This window comes from Arthrobacter sp. NPDC055138, from assembly GCF_053607305.1.
Genome location: NZ_JBSGTH010000005.1, coordinates 48,511 through 67,410, shown reverse-complemented (window position 1 = coordinate 67,410; position 18,900 = coordinate 48,511). Strand labels below are relative to the sequence as shown.

At 65.1% G+C, this 18,900-nt stretch carries 15 protein-coding genes; 7 read left to right on the top strand and 8 right to left on the bottom strand.

Annotated elements, in window-relative coordinates; translation table 11 throughout:
- Nucleotides 1–69: 69 nt before the first annotated feature.
- Nucleotides 70–1,377, top strand: a complete 1,308-nt coding sequence (locus tag ACWF5H_RS13395; protein ID WP_452037451.1) for an MFS transporter — start codon at nt 70–72, stop codon at nt 1,375–1,377.
- Between the two features lie 6 nt (nt 1,378–1,383).
- Here ACWF5H_RS13395 and ACWF5H_RS13390 read toward each other — a convergent pair whose 3' ends face one another.
- Nucleotides 1,384–2,097 (bottom strand): IclR family transcriptional regulator, encoded by a 714-nt coding sequence (locus tag ACWF5H_RS13390; RefSeq protein WP_452037449.1) that lies wholly within the window; start codon nt 2,095–2,097, stop codon nt 1,384–1,386.
- 309 nt (nt 2,098–2,406) lie between these two features.
- On the opposite strand from ACWF5H_RS13390, the gene ACWF5H_RS13385 reads away from it, so the two are divergent.
- On the top strand, nt 2,407–3,798 hold the full coding sequence (locus ACWF5H_RS13385) for an MFS transporter (protein WP_452037448.1): 1,392 nt from the start codon (nt 2,407–2,409) through the stop codon (nt 3,796–3,798).
- Nucleotides 3,799–3,881: 83 nt separating this feature from the next.
- On the opposite strand, the gene ACWF5H_RS13380 is transcribed toward ACWF5H_RS13385, so the two are convergent.
- From ACWF5H_RS13380 to ACWF5H_RS13370, 3 genes are all read right to left on the bottom strand, one after another.
- Nucleotides 3,882–4,532 (bottom strand): phosphoribosyltransferase, encoded by a 651-nt coding sequence (locus ACWF5H_RS13380; RefSeq protein WP_452037447.1) that lies wholly within the window; start codon nt 4,530–4,532, stop codon nt 3,882–3,884.
- 584 nt (nt 4,533–5,116) lie between these two features.
- Complete coding sequence (locus ACWF5H_RS13375) at nt 5,117–6,595, bottom strand: APC family permease (RefSeq protein WP_452037445.1); 1,479 nt, start codon at nt 6,593–6,595, stop codon at nt 5,117–5,119.
- Between the two features lie 236 nt (nt 6,596–6,831).
- On the bottom strand, nt 6,832–7,608 hold the full coding sequence (locus tag ACWF5H_RS13370; RefSeq protein WP_452037444.1) for an SDR family NAD(P)-dependent oxidoreductase: 777 nt from the start codon (nt 7,606–7,608) through the stop codon (nt 6,832–6,834).
- 210 nt (nt 7,609–7,818) lie between these two features.
- Here ACWF5H_RS13370 and ACWF5H_RS13365 point away from each other — a divergent pair, with 210 nt between their 5' ends.
- Both ACWF5H_RS13365 and ACWF5H_RS13360 read left to right on the top strand, forming a co-directional pair.
- The gene (locus tag ACWF5H_RS13365) at nt 7,819–10,140 is read left to right on the top strand and encodes an aminotransferase class III-fold pyridoxal phosphate-dependent enzyme (RefSeq protein ID WP_452037442.1); all 2,322 of its coding nucleotides are present in this window, start codon (nt 7,819–7,821) and stop codon (nt 10,138–10,140) included.
- Nucleotides 10,137–10,802, top strand: a complete 666-nt coding sequence (locus tag ACWF5H_RS13360) for a TetR/AcrR family transcriptional regulator (RefSeq protein ID WP_452037440.1) — start codon at nt 10,137–10,139, stop codon at nt 10,800–10,802. The genes ACWF5H_RS13365 and ACWF5H_RS13360 overlap by 4 nt, the downstream gene beginning before the upstream one ends.
- A 4-nt stretch (nt 10,803–10,806) precedes the next feature.
- Here ACWF5H_RS13360 and ACWF5H_RS13355 read toward each other — a convergent pair whose 3' ends face one another.
- A complete protein-coding gene (locus ACWF5H_RS13355; protein WP_452037769.1) occupies nt 10,807–11,763 on the bottom strand; it encodes an AraC-like ligand-binding domain-containing protein in 957 nt (318 codons plus the stop codon).
- Between the two features lie 168 nt (nt 11,764–11,931).
- Nucleotides 11,932–12,528 (bottom strand): TetR/AcrR family transcriptional regulator, encoded by a 597-nt coding sequence (locus tag ACWF5H_RS13350; RefSeq protein ID WP_452037438.1) that lies wholly within the window; start codon nt 12,526–12,528, stop codon nt 11,932–11,934.
- A 152-nt stretch (nt 12,529–12,680) separates the two neighbouring features.
- Between ACWF5H_RS13350 and ACWF5H_RS13345 the strand changes: the two genes are divergently transcribed.
- From ACWF5H_RS13345 to ACWF5H_RS13335, 3 genes are all read left to right on the top strand, one after another.
- Complete coding sequence (locus ACWF5H_RS13345) at nt 12,681–14,597, top strand: primary-amine oxidase (protein ID WP_452037436.1); 1,917 nt, start codon at nt 12,681–12,683, stop codon at nt 14,595–14,597.
- Nucleotides 14,598–14,612: 15 nt separating this feature from the next.
- A complete protein-coding gene (locus tag ACWF5H_RS13340; protein ID WP_452037434.1) occupies nt 14,613–15,149 on the top strand; it encodes a hypothetical protein in 537 nt (178 codons plus the stop codon).
- Nucleotides 15,150–15,271: 122 nt separating this feature from the next.
- Nucleotides 15,272–16,744 carry an MFS transporter gene (locus ACWF5H_RS13335; protein ID WP_452037768.1) on the top strand — a complete coding sequence of 491 codons (1,473 nt, stop codon included), beginning with the start codon at nt 15,272–15,274 and terminating at the stop codon, nt 16,742–16,744.
- Nucleotide 16,745: 1 nt separating this feature from the next.
- On the opposite strand, the gene ACWF5H_RS13330 is transcribed toward ACWF5H_RS13335, so the two are convergent.
- Nucleotides 16,746–17,594 carry a Rieske 2Fe-2S domain-containing protein gene (locus tag ACWF5H_RS13330; RefSeq protein ID WP_452037432.1) on the bottom strand — a complete coding sequence of 283 codons (849 nt, stop codon included), beginning with the start codon at nt 17,592–17,594 and terminating at the stop codon, nt 16,746–16,748.
- A 183-nt stretch (nt 17,595–17,777) separates the two neighbouring features.
- A complete protein-coding gene (gene hpaD, locus ACWF5H_RS13325) occupies nt 17,778–18,875 on the bottom strand; it encodes a 3,4-dihydroxyphenylacetate 2,3-dioxygenase (protein ID WP_364650218.1) in 1,098 nt (365 codons plus the stop codon).
- Between the last annotated feature and the right edge of the window lie 25 nt (nt 18,876–18,900).

The window sequence follows — 18,900 nt, the reverse complement described above, 5'->3', positions numbered from 1 at the left end:
AGTTGCGTTATCCGGGTTGTGCGCATCGGGAGGCGGGACGATGCGCGGTTCGAACCAACGGAAAAACTGATGAGATCTCCTGATTCAGGCGCGCCCGCACGGGAACAAACCGCGACCGGCGCTCCTGCCGGCGGGCGTAAGCGCCGCAACCCTTTCGGCCGCTACGCCCGGCTGGCCCGGCTGGCCGGTACGTCCTTCCTGACCATCGGATTCCTGGCCCGGCTGCCGCTGGCGATGCTGACGGTCGGTGCCCTGACCCTTATCACCGTGACCACCGGCTCCTATGCCTCGGGTGGCTTCGCCGCCGGCGCGGTGGGCATCGGTTCGGCGGTGGGGGCGCCGCTGTTCGGCTATTTGGCGGATCGAGCGGGCCAGCGGCCGGTCCTCTTGATTGCCGCCGCGGCTCACACCTGCGCCATTGGCTTGCTGCTGACCTGCGTTTACATCGGCACCAGCGGGGCCGGAACCGCAGCCGTGCTGGCGGCGTCGTTCCTCGTCGGGGCAACATGCCCGCAGGTGGGCTCGCTGGCGAGGGTGCGCTGGATGGCGATGACGCGCAGCGACAAGCCTGCGCTGGACACCGCACTGTCGTACGAAAGCACGGCGGATGAACTGACGTTCGTGATGGGGCCGGCGCTGGTCGGCCTGTTGGCCGCGCTGATTGCGCCGTGGCTGCCGTTCGTGCTGGCCGCCGCCCTGACCGTCACCATGGTCACCGCTTTTGCCGTCCACCCCACGTACCGCGCGGTAGTCCCGGTGACCCCCGAACTGGTCAAGGCGCATCCGGGCGCGGCTGCGGCCGCAACTCCGGTGCGGATCAACTGGCCGTTGGTTGCCATCCCGGTGCTGGGCATGGTGGCCATGGGGACGTTCTTCGGGGCAACCCAGAACGCGCTGAGTGCCTTCGGGGGCACCTTCGGAGCGGCCGACGCGGCGGGCCTGTTGTACGCTCTGCTGGGACTGACGTCGGCCTTCGGGGCGCTCTCCGTGGCCTATTGGCCGGCACGGTGGACGCATGCCTGGCGCTGGGTCGTCTGTGCTGCTTTGATGACGGCATTCTGTTTGCTTTTGCTGCTGCCGGGCGACGTGCTGCCGATGATTTTCGTGCTGCTGCTGGTCGGCGTGCCCGTGGGGCCGACCATGGTCACCATTTACGGCATTGGCAGCGTGGTCGCTCCGGACGAGCGTCTGGGCACGGTCATGACGCTGCTGGCCAGCGGGGTTGTCCTGGGCTCGGCGCTGGGTTCCGCATTGGCCGGTGCACTGGCCGAGGCCTCGGGGCATTCCGGTGCCTTCCTGGTCTCGATCGGCGCCGCGGGCATGTTGTTTGTGCTCGGCCTGGTTGCCGCCGCCGTCGTCAGTCGCCTGCGGCGCTGAGCCCGCTCAGCGCAGTTCTGCCTCGATGGTGGCGGCAGAACGCTTCAAGGCCACCGCGATCTCCCGGTCGGGAGTATCGGTGCGGATGTAAACCACAGCGATAGCCGCCGGCAGTTGGCCGGGAACTGAGACCGGCACCGCGACCGCGGAGACACCCGGGATGACCTCGTCATGGCTGACGGCGTAGCCGGTTTCCTTGGCCAGTTGGGCTTCCGGCCGGATCTGTTGTCCCGGAGCGTGCTGCTCCCACTGTTCCCGGGTCAGCGCAGACTGGATGGCGATTCCCGGTGCCCCGGCGGCGAAGGAATGACGCGTGCCGGGGTGCTGGACCAGCGCCGTTGTGTGCCGCGGCTCCACCGTGAACAGCGTGACGCAATCGTGTTGATCCCAGACTGCGATAAAAGCGGTCATCATCAGGTCGTTCGCCAGCGTGGTCAGCTCGGGCAGAGCCGCAGACTGCAGGTCGCGGGACACACCGCGCGCCAGCGCGGCCAACCCCGGGCCCGCCTGCACACGTCCGGCCGAATCGCGCATCAACAGTGAGTGGTCTTCAAGAGTGCGCAGGATCCGGTAGGCGATCGAGCGGTGCACTTCCAAAGCTTCGGACAGCTCGGCGATGGTCATCGGCGACTGGGCTTCGGCCAGGATTTCCAGCGCTCTGATGCCGCGCGAGAGAGTCTGCGAGTGCGCCGGGGCTGGCTTGGTGGGAGTCTGGCTCATCGGACCATCCTAGGAAAAGTAACTGGGGGAGCACGTCTTGTAGGAGACTGAGCGACAGGGCTGTGCCACGCCTCACATCTCCCATTGTTCTATATCAGGACGAAGCGTCCAACTATAGAACGTCCGCGTGGGCGGCAGGGCCCTCCGGAGGGAAGCAGCGGGTCGAGCTGGATGGCGTGACGGGAAAGGAGCCGTTACTCAATTGATATGGCGGCACTATGTGTGCCCTATCACTCTCCGGTAGTATGGCTCCAGTCACATTACCGACCGTTCGGTAATTACCGTTCTGTGAACACAACGGAGAAAAATATGTCCACGTCAGAAGAGCTGGCAGGCAACATCAGCCCAGCCACCCGCCACGAAGAGCGCAAGGTGCTCGCCGGCACCTTGGTTGGTACCACCATTGAGTGGTACGACTTCTTCATCTACGCCCAGGCTGCCGGATTGGTGCTGGCCTCCCTGTACTTTGCCCCGTTGTCGCAGGAGAGCTCCGGCCTGGCCCAAATCGTCTCGTGGGCCTCGCTGGGCATTAGCTTCCTGTTCCGCCCGCTCGGCGCCATCGTTGCCGGCCACCTCGGTGACCGCCTCGGCCGGAAGATGATGCTGGTCTTCACGCTGGTGCTGATGGGTGCCGCCACCGCGCTGATCGGTGTTCTGCCGACCTACGCGCAGATTGGCATCTGGGCTCCCATTCTGCTGGTGTTCCTGCGCATCCTGCAGGGCTTCTCGGCCGGCGGTGAATGGGGCGGCGCTGCCCTGATGTCCGTCGAGCATGCCCCGGTGAATAAGCGCGGCTTCTTTGGTGCATACCCGCAGATCGGTGTTCCGTGCGGCATGATCTTGGCCACCGGCGTGATGTGGCTGCTCAGCACCCTGCTGTCAGAAGAAGACTTTATGAGCTGGGGCTGGCGTGTACCGTTCCTGTTCTCGATCGTGTTGATTGTCGTGGGCTTCTTCATCCGCCGTTCGGTGGATGAGTCCCCTGTGTTCAAGGAGATGCAGGAGCGCAAGAAGGAGTCCGCCGCTCCGCTGGGCCAGCTGTTCAAGCACAACTGGAAAGAAGTCATCCAGACCGCGCTCATCTTCATTGCCAACAACGCAGCCGGTTACCTGCTGATCGCGTTCTTCGCTTCCTACGCCACCAAGCCGGTGGAGGACGGCGGCCTGGGCATGGACCGTCCGTCCGTGCTGCTGGCTACCACGCTGGCCGCCTTCGGCTGGTTGATCTTCACCATGTACGGAGGCATTCTCTCCGACAAGATCGGCCGCATCCGGACGTTCCAGATTGGTTACGTCTGGGTCTTGCTGTGGCAGATCCCGATGTTCATGCTGATCGACACCGCGAGCATCGTCCTGATGGGCATCGCGATGTTCGTCCTCACCATCGGCCTGGGCCTGTCCTATGGGCCGCAGTCGGCTCTCTACGCCGAGATGTTCCCGGCCCATGTCCGCTACTCGGGCGTCTCCATCGGCTACGCCATCGGCGCGATTCTGGGCGGCGCATTCGCTCCCTTGATCGCCGAAGTGCTGCTTGGCGCGACCGGTACCACCATCTCGATTGGCATCTACATCATGGTGCTCTGCGTCATCTCGCTCGTAACCGTCTCGATGGTCAAGGAGACCAAGGGCAAGAACCTGCGGGTGGACGAAGCCCATCAGGAGTACCTGCAGCAACACCCTGAGGCACGCGACTCTCACTAGGGACTGCTCAGACTGCTCATGTGGACCGCCGCCGGTAACAGTTACCGGCGGCGGTCTGCTGCTGTCAGGGCTGCAGCCAGCCGTTACCGGGGGAGCAAGGCCAGCACCTCGTCGTCGCTGACCTGGTTGAAATGCCTATAGGCCTCGCCGACAGCCCGAAATCCGCGCGGCTGGCGAAGGCAGAAGACCGCATCGGCCAGCTTTTCCAGCTCAGCGCAGGTCTGCGGAGGCCCCACCGGGACCGCCACGACGATCTCGCGCGGCTTGCTCTGCCGAACAGCCTTGATCGCGGCCTTCATGGTGGCGCCTGTCGCCAGCCCGTCGTCGCAAAGAATGGCGGTGCGGCCGCTGAGCTCTGTTGTCCTGCCGTGGAGATAGGCCTCCTGGCGCCGCTGCAGTTCGGCACGTTCGGCGGCTTGGACGGACTGGAGTCGCTGCTCGCTGTAGTTGCGGCGGCGCAGTTCGGCCACAATATGGTCCACCATGACGACGGCGGTGTGCCCGCCGTGGGCAGCCAAGGCACCGAAGGCCACCTCCGGCTGGTCGGGAATCCCCAACTTGCGGACAATGAGTGCATCAAGGTCGACGGCGAGTTCTTTCGCCAGGACGGCAGCCACCGGAACACCGCCACGAGCCAGTCCGAGCACGGTCACGTCGTCGTGCCCGCGGTAGTCAGCCAATTCGGCCGCCAGTTGATGCCCCGCATCGGACCGATCGACAAATGGGGAAGGCATCCCGCTCAACAGTCCCACGGCCTCCAGTATCCTCTCCCGCGCGCCAACGGGCGAGGGAGGGCTAATAAGCCCGAAGGGAAGGGCGTGGACCGGGCGAGCGAGGGGCAGGGCGAGCCGGGTCAGGGACTGCGCCGACCGGGTGGGGAACCGTCGGAACGGCCGGGCTGTGCCGGTTCGACCGGGACGCCGGGGCGGCCCCGGGGCGCAGGGTGGGGCCGGCGGCGCTAGCTGCATCATAGAGCTCACCCAGAGTAAACGTTTTAGGCGCGATGGGTAGTTCTCCCCATCGCGGCCGTGACAGTACCCGGATAAGCTCGTGTCAACGGTCGGGCTCGGAACGGGGGCCCGCACCGCGTCGGCCGGGCTTGGGTCCGGGCGTGGAAGAGCCGGAGCCGCAGGATTCCCCCCAACGCCTGCTGCTCCGGCCCTTTCGTTTAACACCGGTGCCCCAAGACCCGCAGTCGGTTGTCTCCAGCCGCCGGTTACCTGACGGCGAGGAAGACCATTCCTTGAACGGGTGGGTGCCCCTGACGCGCAGTACCTGGCGTCAGGGGCACCCACCCGTTCAACGTCGAGCGGCGCCGCTATTTCTTGAGAGTGTCCGCATCTTCGACGAGCAATTCGTCGAACTTCTCAAGATCGTCGCTGAGACCTGCGTACACTTCGGGCTTCTTCGCCTTGAGGTAAGCGCCGTAGATGATGCCGCCGACGACAGCGAGCACTAATAGCCATGGCAGCACGACCACGTAGGGTTCCTCGGAACCTGCGACGAGCGGGAACTGCACAATTGCCATGATGCTGAAGACGGCTAGCGCGACAAAGCCAATGCCCGGTGCGATCAGGGTCGTCCAAAGCCGCGGGTCGCGCTTCTTGCGGAAGTAGACGACGACTGAAAGGGCGGCGATGGCCTGCACGATGATGATCGAGAGTGTCGCGAAGCCGAGACCCACCGGAACGAGGGTGAGGATCGACGGCAGCTCCGGGAAAGCGAAACGGAAGATCGCCGCGATGACCAAGGCAAAAATCAGGTTGGTCAGCAGCGCGCGCTGAGGCGCTCCCTTCGAGTTGGTCTTAGCCAGCCACTGCGGCAGCACACGTGCGCGACCGAGCGAGTAGAGGTAGCGTCCGGCCGAGTTGTGGAATGCCAGCTGCGCGGCGAAGAGGCTGACCACCACGAGCACAAGGGAGATGACGACAAAAACTGGCCCAAGATGCTTGTCAATGAGCATCAAGGTGAGGTCGCCCGCCTCGAGATGCTCGACTGCCGTCGCCTGCGCGATGTCGGGACCGATCGAACTGACGATCGCCCACGCGGCAAACGCATGCATGAGACCGATGATGATGATGGCCGCGTAGGTCGCTTTGGGAATGGTCCGGTGGGGATCTTTCGCTTCCTCACCGAAGAGCGCCGTTGCCTCGAAGCCGATAAACGCGGTGGCCGCGAGCAGCAGGCCAATCCACAATGATCCGCCCATAACGATTTCAGGCGTGAACACCGAAAAATCAAAGCCCTGCTGGAAGAGCACGGAGAAGCCGAACACGAAGACCATGATGATTTCGAGCACGAGCGCGACACCCAGAACGACGGCGCTGACATGAATACCCGAGATAGCGAGCAGGTAAACGAGTATGAAGAGCACCGAGCCGGTCCAGAACCAATCGAGCGTGAACGCCTCACCGAAGAGTTCGGGCATGACGACCATGCCGGCGAAGAAGCCGATGGTTCCAAGGGCGCCGGCCACGAAGGCGTTGTAACCGATCGTGGCAATGATTCCAGTGATGAGGCCTGCAGTCTTGCCCAGGCCTTTCACCGCGATCGCGTAGAAGCCGCCAGCGTTGGTCAGCTCCTTAGTGATCTGCGCGTAGCCGATCGCAAAGAGCAGCAGGGCCGCTGCCACCAATAGGATCGCGACGGGTACACCGCCGCCGTTGCCGTGCGCGATCGCGAGCGGGAGCACGACAATGAGAACCGTGACTGGAGCCACAGCAGCGAGAACGAGAAAGACAATCGCACTTACTCCAAGCTGGTTGCGTGCCAACACGTCGGTATGTTTCTCAGACAACTGAACTCCAATCAATGAGTTGCGGTGAATATCGGAAGTGAATCGCACGGCCAGTGGCGAATCTATGCGTCGAGGTCTTGTTACTCGACCCCTGACCGTGCAGCACATCCAGCTCCCGGACTAATAAAGCCAGTTTGCGCCGGATACCGCGGTTCTGGCTTGTCATTCCGTGCACGAAGCTAGACAATGCGCGCCCGGAAGCCACTGATTCCCCGGCTGCAGGGCGCTGGCGCCGGTTATGCCGGAAAGGAGGAACGGCCGGTGTAGCCAAAGTCGGACAGCAGGTTGACTCCGTTGATGGCGCGGGATCGCCGGGATGCTAGGTAGCCGACGCTCCACGCGATGTCATCGGCAGACTGCAGGGGGAACCCTGGGTTGTCCAAGGCGTCGCCCAGCCCGCGGCGCGCCATCGGTGTATCAACGATCGACGGGCAAACACTGTTGACCCGGATCCCATACTCGTCAAACAGTTCTACGGCCAGTGCCCGTGTCATTTGGACGAGTGCGCCCTTGGACGCGTTGTACGCGAGCATGCCCGGCACCGCGACGAAGCCGGAGTCAGAACCGACGATGGTCACGCTGCCGCCCTCTGCGCGCCTGAGGAATGGAAGAGCAAACTTGATCGCAAGGAATGTGCCGACGACGTTGACGTCGAGGACCTCTCGAAAACTCTTCGCACTAACGTCCTCGCAGGCCGCTCCCATTTCACCTTCGATGCCGGCGCAGCAGACGAGTGCGTCGATGCCGCCCAACTTGCCGGCGATTCGTCCCACCGCGTCTTCCAGTTGAGAGTCCTCGGCGACATCTGCGCGTGCTGCCACGACTCGCGACCGCCCGACGAGTTCGAGTTCAGCGATCGCCGCGTCCAATCGGTCCTGGTTCCGGCCGACGATGCCGACCTGCGAACCTTCCCGTACGAATAGCCGCGCCACGGCAAGCCCGATGCCGGACGAACCGCCCGTGACGACGACGCGTTGCGGCAGGTGGCTCCCTGCAGCGGGTGAAAGTGACATGCGTGCTCCAACTCCCTAGGCCCGGCTGGCTGCCGGCTTTCGCGGTCCGACTGTGAGTCAAGTTACTCACAGTCGGCACGCAATGGAATAGCAGTTCAGTCACTAGACTTATAGTCTGAATATTAGACTTGGCCAGACCCTGTTCCTTTTGACTGGACTATGGGTATAGTCTCGCTAACACGCCACCAAGACTCCGGAGCGAGGAGCCCCATGTCACAGCTGTCCCGCGAGGAAGCCCTCACCATCGCACGCAACGCTCTCCCAATGTTCGGGATAGCGGGAGGCGCCGTGATCGACTTCGTCAAGCATCGCGAAAACGTCGTCTTCCGCGTGTCCGAAGGGCCAATCGCCTACGCGCTCCGGATTCATCGGCTGGGTCATCGGACTGACGCGGAAGTAGACACCGAAGGCGCGTTCATGACCGCTTTGGGCGCAGAAGGCTTTCCTGTGTCCGAAGTCGTCCGGACCGTTGCGGGAGCCTTGTTCGCATCTGTTCCTGACAGTCGAGGTCAGATTTACCACGTCGATGTCCAGCGGTGGGTTGCCGGCGGCGAGCCCTTGGGTGATGCCGGTGCGGCCTGGCTGGGCGAAGACGCCATGGAGGAAGAGGTTTTCGCGCGACTTGGCGAACTCTGCGCCACGTTCCATCTGGCATCGCGTCGAATTGGGAAGATATCCGGTTATTCAAGGCCGGCCTGGGACGCTGAAGGTCTTGCCGGAGCCACAGCCCTCTGGGGTGATCCCCGGCGACTGGCGACGACCGATGACGAACGCGATGTGATCGACGCGGCCGTGCGACGCATCGGCCAACGCTTGGTTCAGTTGGGAACTGCGCCCGAATTTTATGGCGTCATCCATGCTGACTTCACGCCTGAGAACGTCCTGACTGCGGGGGGCAAGCATGTCCTCATCGACTTTGACGATTTTGGAGAAGGGTGGTGGCTGTTCGACCTGGCCACGATCCTGTTTTGGTACCACCGTCACCCTCGAGCCGTGGAGTATCGCCAGGCGCTGCTGGCCGGCTACCGGAAGCATGCGGATATTCCGGAGCGTGCGCTCGAGGACTTGGACACGTTCAACCTCGCCCGCGGCCTCACTTACCTGGGCTGGGCAGCCGACCGACCGGGGGATGAGACCAGCGTCTTTCTGCAATCCGAGGTCCTGCCCGTCGTCGTGGATCTGTGCCGTGAGTACATCGGTGTCGAAGGGCAGGTCGAGGAAGGGCAGCACGCCCCGCAGGAGGAACGCCTCCTTGCCCGACGGGCCGCGACCATCGGACCCTACTCGCCTCTTTTCTACGACCGACCGCTCCACTTCGTGTCCGGTGACGGTGTGTGGTTGGTTGACTCGGAGGGAAACCGCTACCTCGACGCGTACAACAATGTTCCGCAGGTCGGCCATGCGAATCCTCGCGTTGCAGATGCCGTATGCCGGCAGCTCAATACGCTCAATGTGCACACGCGATACCTCAGTGAACCGATCGTGGATTACGCTGAGCAGCTCCTTGGCACCTTCGACGCACCGCTTGACCGCGTTTACTTCACGAACAGCGGTTCCGAGTCAAACGAACTAGCCATCCGAATTGCGAGGCATATGACCGGCCGCAGCGGCGTGATCGTCACCGACCACAGCTACCACGGCAACACGATTGCGCTCGCCGCTCTGACGACCGGGTTAACCGTCTCGGAGCCATTTGGCGACCACGTCCGGTCTATCCACGTACCGGATCTTGATGACCAGGGGGAGCACGCGGATTCAGGAGTCATGCTGGAGCGCGCCCTTGCAGCGATTGACGAGGCGATCGCGTCCCTCGTCGAATCCGGCCACGGTGTGGCTGCACTCCTCATCGAGCCGGCGTTCTCCACAGAGGGTCTGCCCCGTGTGCCTGAGGGGTACCTTGAGGCGGTCGTCGAACGGATTCGTGCGGCCGGCGGCCTGGTTATTGCAGATGAGGTCCAGACCGGGCTGGGCCGTTTGGGCGATGTATGGTGGGGGCACCAGGCGACCGGCATCGAGCCGGACCTGGTCACGCTCGGCAAGCCGTTGGGCAATGGCTACCCGCTCGGCGGCGTCGTCACCACCGCCGCAATTCTTGAGTCCTTCAGCAGTGCCAACATGTACTTCAATACTTTTGCCGGCACTGCCACTGCGGCGGCCGCCGGCCAAGCCGTGCTGAACGAGATCACTGGACACGGGCTGATTGCCCGCTCCGGCGACCTGGGACGTCACGTCGCCCGCCGGCTCGAAGACTTGGTAGCCAGCCATCCCCGGGCAGCCTCCGCGAAGGGGCGCGGCCTGTTTTTCGGTTTGAAACTTATTGACGATGCCGGCCGCCCGGATTCCGGCTTGGCCAAACGGATCGTCGAAGCCCTCGTGCAGGAAAAGATCCTGATCAGCCGTATCGGCCCGAACGACAATATCCTCAAGATCCGGCCGCCACTCGTGATTGGCCGGGACGAACTGGATCGCGTCATCGACGCCCTCGACGTGGCCCTTGCCGCGGAAACCCGCGCCGAAGCCGTCCACGCATGAACGCCGAAGACCGTTCGCGTCCGTCCACAGCACGACGAGGGGATGGAGAACCGGGGACCCAGCTTGCTGAGCCGCCCGTTCCGCTCCGCAAGCGGCAGCAGCTGCAAACCCGTCACGACTTGGTACGCTCAGCCATCGACATCATCGACGCCTTGGGAGAGAAGGCGGCCACGATCGATCGGATTACCGCACGGGCTGGAACGTCACGGGCAACCCTCTACGCACATTTTCCGGGGGGCCGTGCCGACGTGTTGGCCGAGGCGTATAAGACCGTTGGCCAAGACTTGATAGACGCAGCCGAGCGAGACGCTGCAGGGCAAGACGATTGGGTCGAAAAGCTCTGCGCCTACCCGCGTGCCATGCTCGCTCTTGCCGCTCGGCGCGAGCTGGGCTTCTTCTACAACGTCTCGGGGCCCCAGCACTTCGGGATCGGCAAGCGTCGAGGCAGCGCCTCGCAACATACCCTCGACATGTTCGTCGGCGAACTCCGGCAAGCCCAGGAGCGCGAGGACCTGCGTGCCGACATCGATATTGAGGCGGTTGCAGGACTTCTCATCGGCGCCATCCGTGAAGCCGGAATCGACGCTTCCCGTGAACCAGCAACAGCGTCCCGGAACCTCACAGCGTTCCGTCAGCTTCTGCTTGCCATCGCCGGCCGCTGACTGGCTAGCCGCGCCGGTATGTGCTCGGCGGGACGCCGAAGGCGCTGCGAAAGACCCGGCTGAAATGGGCTGCATCGGTGAAGCCCCAGCGGGTGGCGATGGCGCCGACGGCGCGGTCGGCCTGCAGCGGATCGCGCAGGTCGCGGCGGCAGCGTTCGAGCCGGCGGGCGCGGATCCACCCGGCTACTGTGGTGCCGGCGTCGTGGAAAATGCTGTGCAGGTGCCGGGTGGAGATGAAGTGAGCTGCGGCGATGGCTGCCGGAGACAATTCCGGGTCGCCCAGATTCGCTTCGATGTGCTGGCGGATCCGTGCCAGCAATTCGCCATGGTGGCCGCGCTGGGGCGGGCCGTCCCCGCTGTGCAGTTCGCTGTCGAACAGGGTTGCCAGCAGGTCTACGGCGTTATGCGCCAGACGGTGGCCGCTGGGGCCCGAGAGCAGCTCGAGGTTGTCCGCCAGCTGCACCATGAACGGGCTGATCATCCGGCCGATGCCGGCATCCCCGGCCATCCGGACGGCCGTCAGCGCGGCCACCGAATCGGCCGGTAGATCCAGAGCGTCGTGCGGGAACATCAAGACCAGGGTGCGGAAGTCGTCGTCGAACTCCAAGGTGTAGGGCCGGTGGGTGTCGTAGACGGCCAGATCGCCCGGGCGCAGGGCCGCCTCGCGGTTGTCCTGGATGAGGATGCCGGTGCCGGAGAGTTGCAGGTTGAGCTTGTAGTAAAGGCGGTCGGACCGGGTGATCAGCGCCGGCGTGCGCAGCACCTTGTGGCTGTTCGCGGTCACTTCCACCACCGACAGTTCGTCGAGGACGCGGGATCGCAGGCGGCCGCGGAAACCGGTGGGGGAGCTGGTCCGGGCCTGCAGGGGTACGAAGGACTCGGAAATCAACGTGTTCCACTCGGAGAATGAGTGGGCTTCGGCAACCTGCACGGCGGACGACGCGGAGCCATTGGAGTCAATGGCGGTGCCGGATTGGCTGTGGGTGCTGCGCTCGGGATAGGTAATCGTCACGGTGGCCCCTTCGCTTGGAACCTGGATGCGGTGTGTCTCGCGACACATTCCCCATACCTTAGCGCCTGCGCAGCCGCCTTGTCATCTATTTTCCACAACCGGCGAAAAAAGAAGCGATCAGGAATCGGCCGCGACCATTCGGAGCCAGCTGTCCAGATGTTCGGTCAATTGTTCGGGGGAGTGGTGGTCCGGGGTGAGGGAGGCGGTGATCTGCGCACCGAGCAGGAAGGACATGAGCTGCCCTGCCAGGACGTCGTCGCTGGCCTGGCTGTGGACTTCGCCGGCCTCCCGCGCCTCGGCGAGGAAGCGCATGAAGTCCACGCGCCAGCGTTCCATCGAGTTGGCGTGCAGCGCGGCCTTGTCCGGGTCGGTGAGGGCCTTTTGCCAGAAGGGGATGACCAGTCGGGCCTCGCTGATGGTCACGTCCGTCACGGGGAGGACTTCCATGCAGTAGCGGCGCAGGGCGTCCAGGCCGCTGTGCCCGCGGATGGAGTCGGCCACCCGGCGGTTTGTCTGATCGAAAACGTAGCCGAAGGCAAAAGCCAGCAGATCGTCCTTGGTGGGGAAGTAGGGCTTGAGGGCGCCGTTGGCAAAGCCTGCTTCCGCGGCAATTTCCCGCATGGTGGCGCCGTCGATGCCGTGCCGGGCGACGATCCGCCAGGTGGCCTGGACCAGTTCGATCCTGCGTTGGTCGTGGTCGACGATCTTCGGCACCGGCCGCCTCCTGATAAAACGTGTGTAGAAAAAACCCTTGCCATAGAATCCTACTGAGGGTTATTCTCTACGAACATAGAAAAAAGAACGTGGTGTCGATCACAGATGCACTCCGGCCCGCGTTTCCTCTAGTCGTTCGTGAAAGGGCCGCTATGACCACCGCTGCTGCCGCCACTGTTTCCTCCTACGCTTTGGCCTCCGCCGAAGAAGTCACCGCTGTCCGCACCATCCTGGCCGAGGCGGGACTGGCGGGGGAGAACACCCGGTTCGCCTACCTCGGACTGCTGGACCCGCCGCGCCGCGGCGGCGGAGCGACCGAAGACCGGCGTTTCCGGGCTTTCCTGCTCGATGTCACCGGTGCCGCGCCGAAGGACGTGACCGTCTCCGTTACTTCCCGCAAGGTCCTGACGGTGGCCGACCTGGACACCTCGGTGACCGGTGAACTGCCGGTGCTGGAGGAGGAGTTCGAGGTTGTTGAAGCGATCCTCTCCACCGATGAGCGCTGGCTGAAGGCCATTGACGACCGCGGCCTGGAGATCGACAAGGTGCGGGTCGCTCCGCTCTCTGCCGGCGTGTTCGAGTATCCGGAAGAGAAGGGCAGACGGATCCTGCGCGGCCTGGCGTTCTACCAGAACTTCCCCGAGGACAGTGCCTGGGCGCACCCGATCGACGGACTTGTGGCCTACGTGGACATCGTGAACAAGACCGTGGACCAGGTGCTGGACTTCGGCGCGATGCCTGTCCCGGCCGAGCATGGAAACTACACGGATCCGGAGCTCACCGGCGAGCTCCGCACCACGCAGAAGCCCATCGAGATCACCCAGCCCGAGGGCCCCAGCTTCACGGTCACCGGCGGCAACCACATTGAGTGGGAGAAGTGGTCCTTCGACGTCGGCTTCGACGTCCGCGAGGGCGTGGTGCTGCACAACATTGGCTTCCAGGACGGGGACCGCACCCGCTCCATCATCAAGCGTGCCTCCATCGCGGAAATGGTGGTTCCTTACGGCGACCCGTCGCCGGTGCGCTCCTGGCAGAACTACTTCGACACCGGCGAATACCTGGTGGGCCAGTACGCCAACTCGCTGGAACTTGGCTGCGACTGCCTCGGCGAGATCACCTACCTCTCGCCCGTGATCGCCGACGGCTTCGGCAACCCGCGCGAGATCCGCAACGGCATCTGCATGCACGAAGAGGACTACTCCATCCTGGCCAAGCACTCCGACCTGTGGACCGGGATCAACTACACCCGCCGCAACCGGCGCATGGTGGTCTCCTTCTTCACCACCATCGGCAACTATGACTACGGCTTCTACTGGTACCTCTACCTGGACGGCACCATCGAGTTCGAGGCCAAGGCCACCGGCATCGTGTTCACCAGTGCCTACCCGGGCAAGGGCTACGGGTACGCCTCCGAAATGGCCCCGGGCCTGGGCGCGCCGTTCCACCAGCACCTGTTCTCCGCCCGGTTGGACATGGCGCTGGACGGCTTCACCAACCGGGTCGAGGAAGAAGAAGCCGTGCGGGTTCCCCTCGGCAAGGGCAACGAGCGAGGCAACGCCTTCAGCCGCCGTCGCACGCTGCTGGCGACCGAGTCCGAGGGCGTCCGCGAAGCCAACATGCAAGCCGGCCGGACCTGGCACATCTCCAACCCGGAATCCACCAACCGGCTGGGCGAGCCGGTGGCCTACAAACTGCTGCCGCAGGGCCAGCCCATGCTGCTGGCCGACCCGGAGTCGTCGGTGGCCAAACGTGCCGCCTTCGCCGCCAAGGACCTCTGGGTCACCCAGTACGCCGAGGATGAGCGCTACCCGACCGGCGACTTCGTGAACCAGCATGCCGGCGGCGCCGGGCTGCCGGCCTACGTGGCGCAGGACCGCAAGATTGACGGCGAGGACATTGTGCTCTGGCATACCTTCGGCCTGACCCACTACCCGCGGGTGGAGGACTGGCCTATTATGCCGGTAGACACGGCCGGATTCAGGCTCCGTCCGGATGGTTTCTTCGACCGCAGCCCCGTGCTGGACGTGCCGGCAAGCGCGCCTGCCACCGGCGGGCACTGCCACCGCTGACCAGGGGGTGTGGAGATGACCGCGGTTGCGCAGCTGAGATCCACGGCACCGCACGACGGCGGGGCATGGCTTGTGCCGCTGGCCCGGCTGTGCGCCGTGGTCGCCTTCCTATCCATCGCCGCCCACCTGTGGATGGCCTGGCAGCATCAGGACACGCCGTGGCAGGGCCTGCTGATGCTGGCCATGGCCGCGTTCTGCCTGCCGTGCGCAGTGAAAACCTGGCGCCACGGCGGGGCCGGACCTGCCCGTATGCTGATGTTCGCGGCACTGGCCATGGCAGCCTTCCACACCCTGCTGCTCACCGGGGCCGGCTCGCATGCCGGCGGCCATGCCGGGGCCCACGCCGGGCACGGCATGGCGGCAGTCGCTGGCAGCACGGTGATGGCCGGAGGCCACGCCGGGACCGCCGTGGGGTCCGCGCCGCTGACACCAGCCCTTCCGCACACCGAAATGATGCTGGGCGTCATTTTGCTGGAGTTGGTGGCGGCCATGTCCGCAGCCATCTACCTGCACCGGCTGCGCCAGCGTCAGCAGAAGCTTACGCCTGCCTGACGTTTTCGCCCGTGTGGCGGCACCAAGGTCCCCCGGCGTTTGGCAGCGTCGTGCTCCCGGCGTATGAATAAGGGGTGACCCCAGACTCCGACTCCGTTCCAGAGAACCGTCCCGCCGCCAGCATTACGGTCGGCCCGGACGGTCCTGACGGCGCCGAAGAAGGCTTCGTTCCGGATCCCGGCCGTTGGCGGATCCTGACCGTGCTGCTGGTGGCCATCTTCATGTCGCTGGTGAGCGTCAGCATCGTCAACGTGGTGTTGCCGTCCATTCAGGTCGGGCTGGGGGCCTCCGACTCGGACCTGCAGTGGGTGCTTTCCGGTTACGCCTTGACCTTCGGTGTGGTGCTGGTGGCCGCCGGGCGGGCGGGCGACATCCTGGGCCGCGGGCCGTTGTTCATCGCGGGCGTCGCGCTCTTCACGCTCTCCTCGGTGGCCGCCGGACTGGCGCCCGACCCGCTCAGCCTGAACATCACCCGCTTTCTGCAAGGGCTGGGTTCCGGGCTGTTGAATCCGCAGGCCGTGGGCATGATCCAGCAGTACTTCCGCGGCGCCGAACGCGGCCGGGCCTACGGCGCACTCGGCAGTGTGATTGGCATTTCGGTGGCCATCGGGCCGTTGCTCGGCGGGATGATCATTGAGCTTGTCGGCGTGCAGGAGGGGTGGCGCTGGACGTTCCTGGTGAATGTCCCGGTCGGGATCCTGGCCATCGTGCTGGCTTTGATGTGGTTCAAGCCGCAGCGCGCCGGCGCCCGCTCCGAAACCGCCACTGCCGATCGGGACCTGGATCCGCTCGGCGCGGTGCTCCTGGGCCTGGCGGTGCTGGCGCTGCTGCTGCCTTTCGTGGAACGCGGGACCGGGCCCTGGATCTGGCTGCTGCTCCCCGGCGGCGCGGCACTGCTGGCGTTGTGGGCGTGGTGGGAACATGCCTACCGAGGCCGCGGCCGGAGCCCGATGGTGGACCTGCGGATCTTCCGCACGCACAGCTTTTCGAATGGCTCCGTGATCGCCGGCCTGTACTTCATGGGCGTGACCAGCGTGTGGGTGCTGGTGGCGCTCTATATCCAGCAAGGGCTGGGCGGTACCGCGCTCGAGGCCGGGCTGATCGGTCTGCCCGCCGCCCTGCTCGGCGCGTACGCTTCGCACTGGTCCGGCAGGCGAGTGCTGGAGCAAGGGCGGCAGTCGATCGTCGTCGGAATCCTCTGCGCGCTGCTGGGGCTGGGCCTGACCATCGCCGTCATCCAACTGGAGGCGGCCGGCGTGCTCAGCATCTGGTGGATGCTGCTGACGTTGTCCTTCATCGGTATGGCACAGGGACTGATCATCACCCCCAACCAGACGCTGACTCTGGCCGAGGTGCCGTTGGAGTATTCCGGCAGCGCCGGGGGAGTGCTGCAGACGTCGCAGCGGATTGGCACCGCGGTGGGCATCGCGGTGATCACCGCCGTCGCCTTTTCCGTCCAGGCTCAGGCGGGCTGGACCGCCGCGATCACCACGGGACTCTGTGTCACTGCTGTCTCCGTGATGGCCACGCTGGTAATTGCCGTCTCGGACGCCCGCCGCGGCTCGAGGGTGGCCCTGCTGCGCTCCGGCAGCTGATTCAGCGCCGGCGGACTTCGATGTTTCCCTCGCGGACGCGGGTCTCGTAGGCAGGTTGCTCGGAACTGGCAGGGCCTCTGACGACGCTGCCGTCCGCCAGGCGGAACGTGCTGCCGTGCCAGGGGCAGGTGATGCATCCGTCGTCCACCGTTCCCTCGTCCAGCGGCCCGCCCATGTGGCTGCAGACGCTGTCCAGGGCCCGGACCGTGCCGCCGCTTCGGTACAGGACCAGCGACAGGTCGCCGACCTGCGCCGGCTGCGGCGTGCCATCGGCCAGGTCGCTCGCGGCCATCACGCCCGTCCAGTCGGCCGGCCCCTCCCGCCACGCCGTGTGGTTGACGTTCACCCCGCGTGAATAGCTCAGGTGGCCGCCCAGATAGCCGCCGGACATCAACAGGCCGAACCCGCCCAAGGCGATCACTTTGGCGATTCCGCGGCGGCCGCAGCGGCGGGCCACCAATGATGCAGTGAAGCAGACCAGTGCCGACGCGTTGGCGGCGGCATGCACGAGTCCCACGCGGCGGTCCTCGCCCTGAGTGTCCGACCAGTCGTTGAGCCCGGCCCAGGCAGTGGGCGCGGCCGTCAGGATTCCGGCCGTGACCAGCAGATCGGCGGCGGGTTCGGCGCGGCGGCCGCCCACCGTGTCCAGCAGCGTGGCCATGGTCCATGCGCCGATGGGCAGGTCGGTCATCAGCGGGTGCAGCGGATGCCCCAGATAGCTGCCGCTGAGAATGTTCCGGACCGGCCGCGGTTTGACCAGGCGGCCCACCAGCCCGGCCACCGGCTGGGCGACCCTGTCCAGGGCCTCGGTTTGTTCGATCCGTGCCATCAGCTTGTGCAGAGCAGACATGGGCGTTCCCTCTTCCCCATAGAGCGGTGGCCAACGGGCAGCCCCGCTGGCCGCTGACCGGCCCCCCAGTAGCTGCCAGTGTTCCATCGGCGGGCGGAAGCGGCAAGGGCGCGGATACGCCGGTGGGCGGCCTCCGTACGGAAGCCGCCCACCGGCGTCGTTGTTCAAGCGGGCCTGAAGGAACTAGACCTGGTTGCCGATCTTGAAGCCCTTGGCGGCCTGGCCGCGGAAGGTGCCGTCCTCATCGTCTTCGCGGGTGAAGGAGAATCCGTCGGCGCCGATGGTCACCGCCATCTCGGAGCTGTCGGTGCGCTCGACGACTTCCTGCGGGTTGCCGTCAAGGTCCAGCACCAGGGAGGCCTCGGTGTACCAGGACGGGACCACCGGGTTGCCCCACCAGTCGCGGCGCTGGTTGTCGTGCACGTCCCAGGTGATGACGGGGTTGTCCGGATCGCCGGTGTAGTAGTCCTGGGTGTAGATCTCCACACGGTGGCCGTCCGGATCCAGGATGTACAGGTAGAACGCGTTGGAGACGCCGTGGCGGCCCGGGCCGCGCTCGATCCGGTCGGACATGCGCAGGGCGCCCATCTTGTCGCAGATCTGGATGATGTTGTGCTTCTCATGCGTGGAGAAGGCAACGTGGTGCATGCGCGGGCCGTTGCCGCCGGTCAGGGCGGTGTCGTGCACGGTGCCCTTGCGGTGCATCCAGGCCGCGTAGGTCACGCCGTCGGAGTCCTTGATGTCCTCGGTGACGCGGAAGCCCAGGTCCTCCAGGTACTTGCGGCCGCGCGGGACGTCCGGGGTGACCTGGTTGAAGTGGTCCAGGCGCACCAGTTCGCCGGCGGAGTAGAGGTCGTAGCGCATGTGCAGGCGCTCCACGTGCTCCACCTCGTGGAAGAACTCGTACGGGAAGCCCAGCGGGTCCTCCACCCGCAGCGAGTCTCCGATGCCCTTGACGAAGCCTTCCTTGCGGCGCTCGGTGCGGCAGCCCAGCTCCTTGTAGTAGGCCTCGGCGCGGTCCACATCCTCCGGGCTCCGGACCCGGTAGGCGAAGGCGGCGACGGCGGCGATGGGGCCCTTGCGCAGCACCAGGTTGTGGTGGATGAACTCTTCGAACGAGCGCAGGTAGATCGCCTCGTCGTCTTCGTGGGTCACGTGCAGGCCCAGCAGGTCCACGTAGAACGCGCGGGACTTGGCCAGATCGGTTACTACGATCTCCATGTAGGCGCAGCGCAGGATGTCCGGAGCCGGGACGGAGGGCTTGGGGATGACGTTGCTCATGATTCTCTCCTTCGAGCGGTAGGGA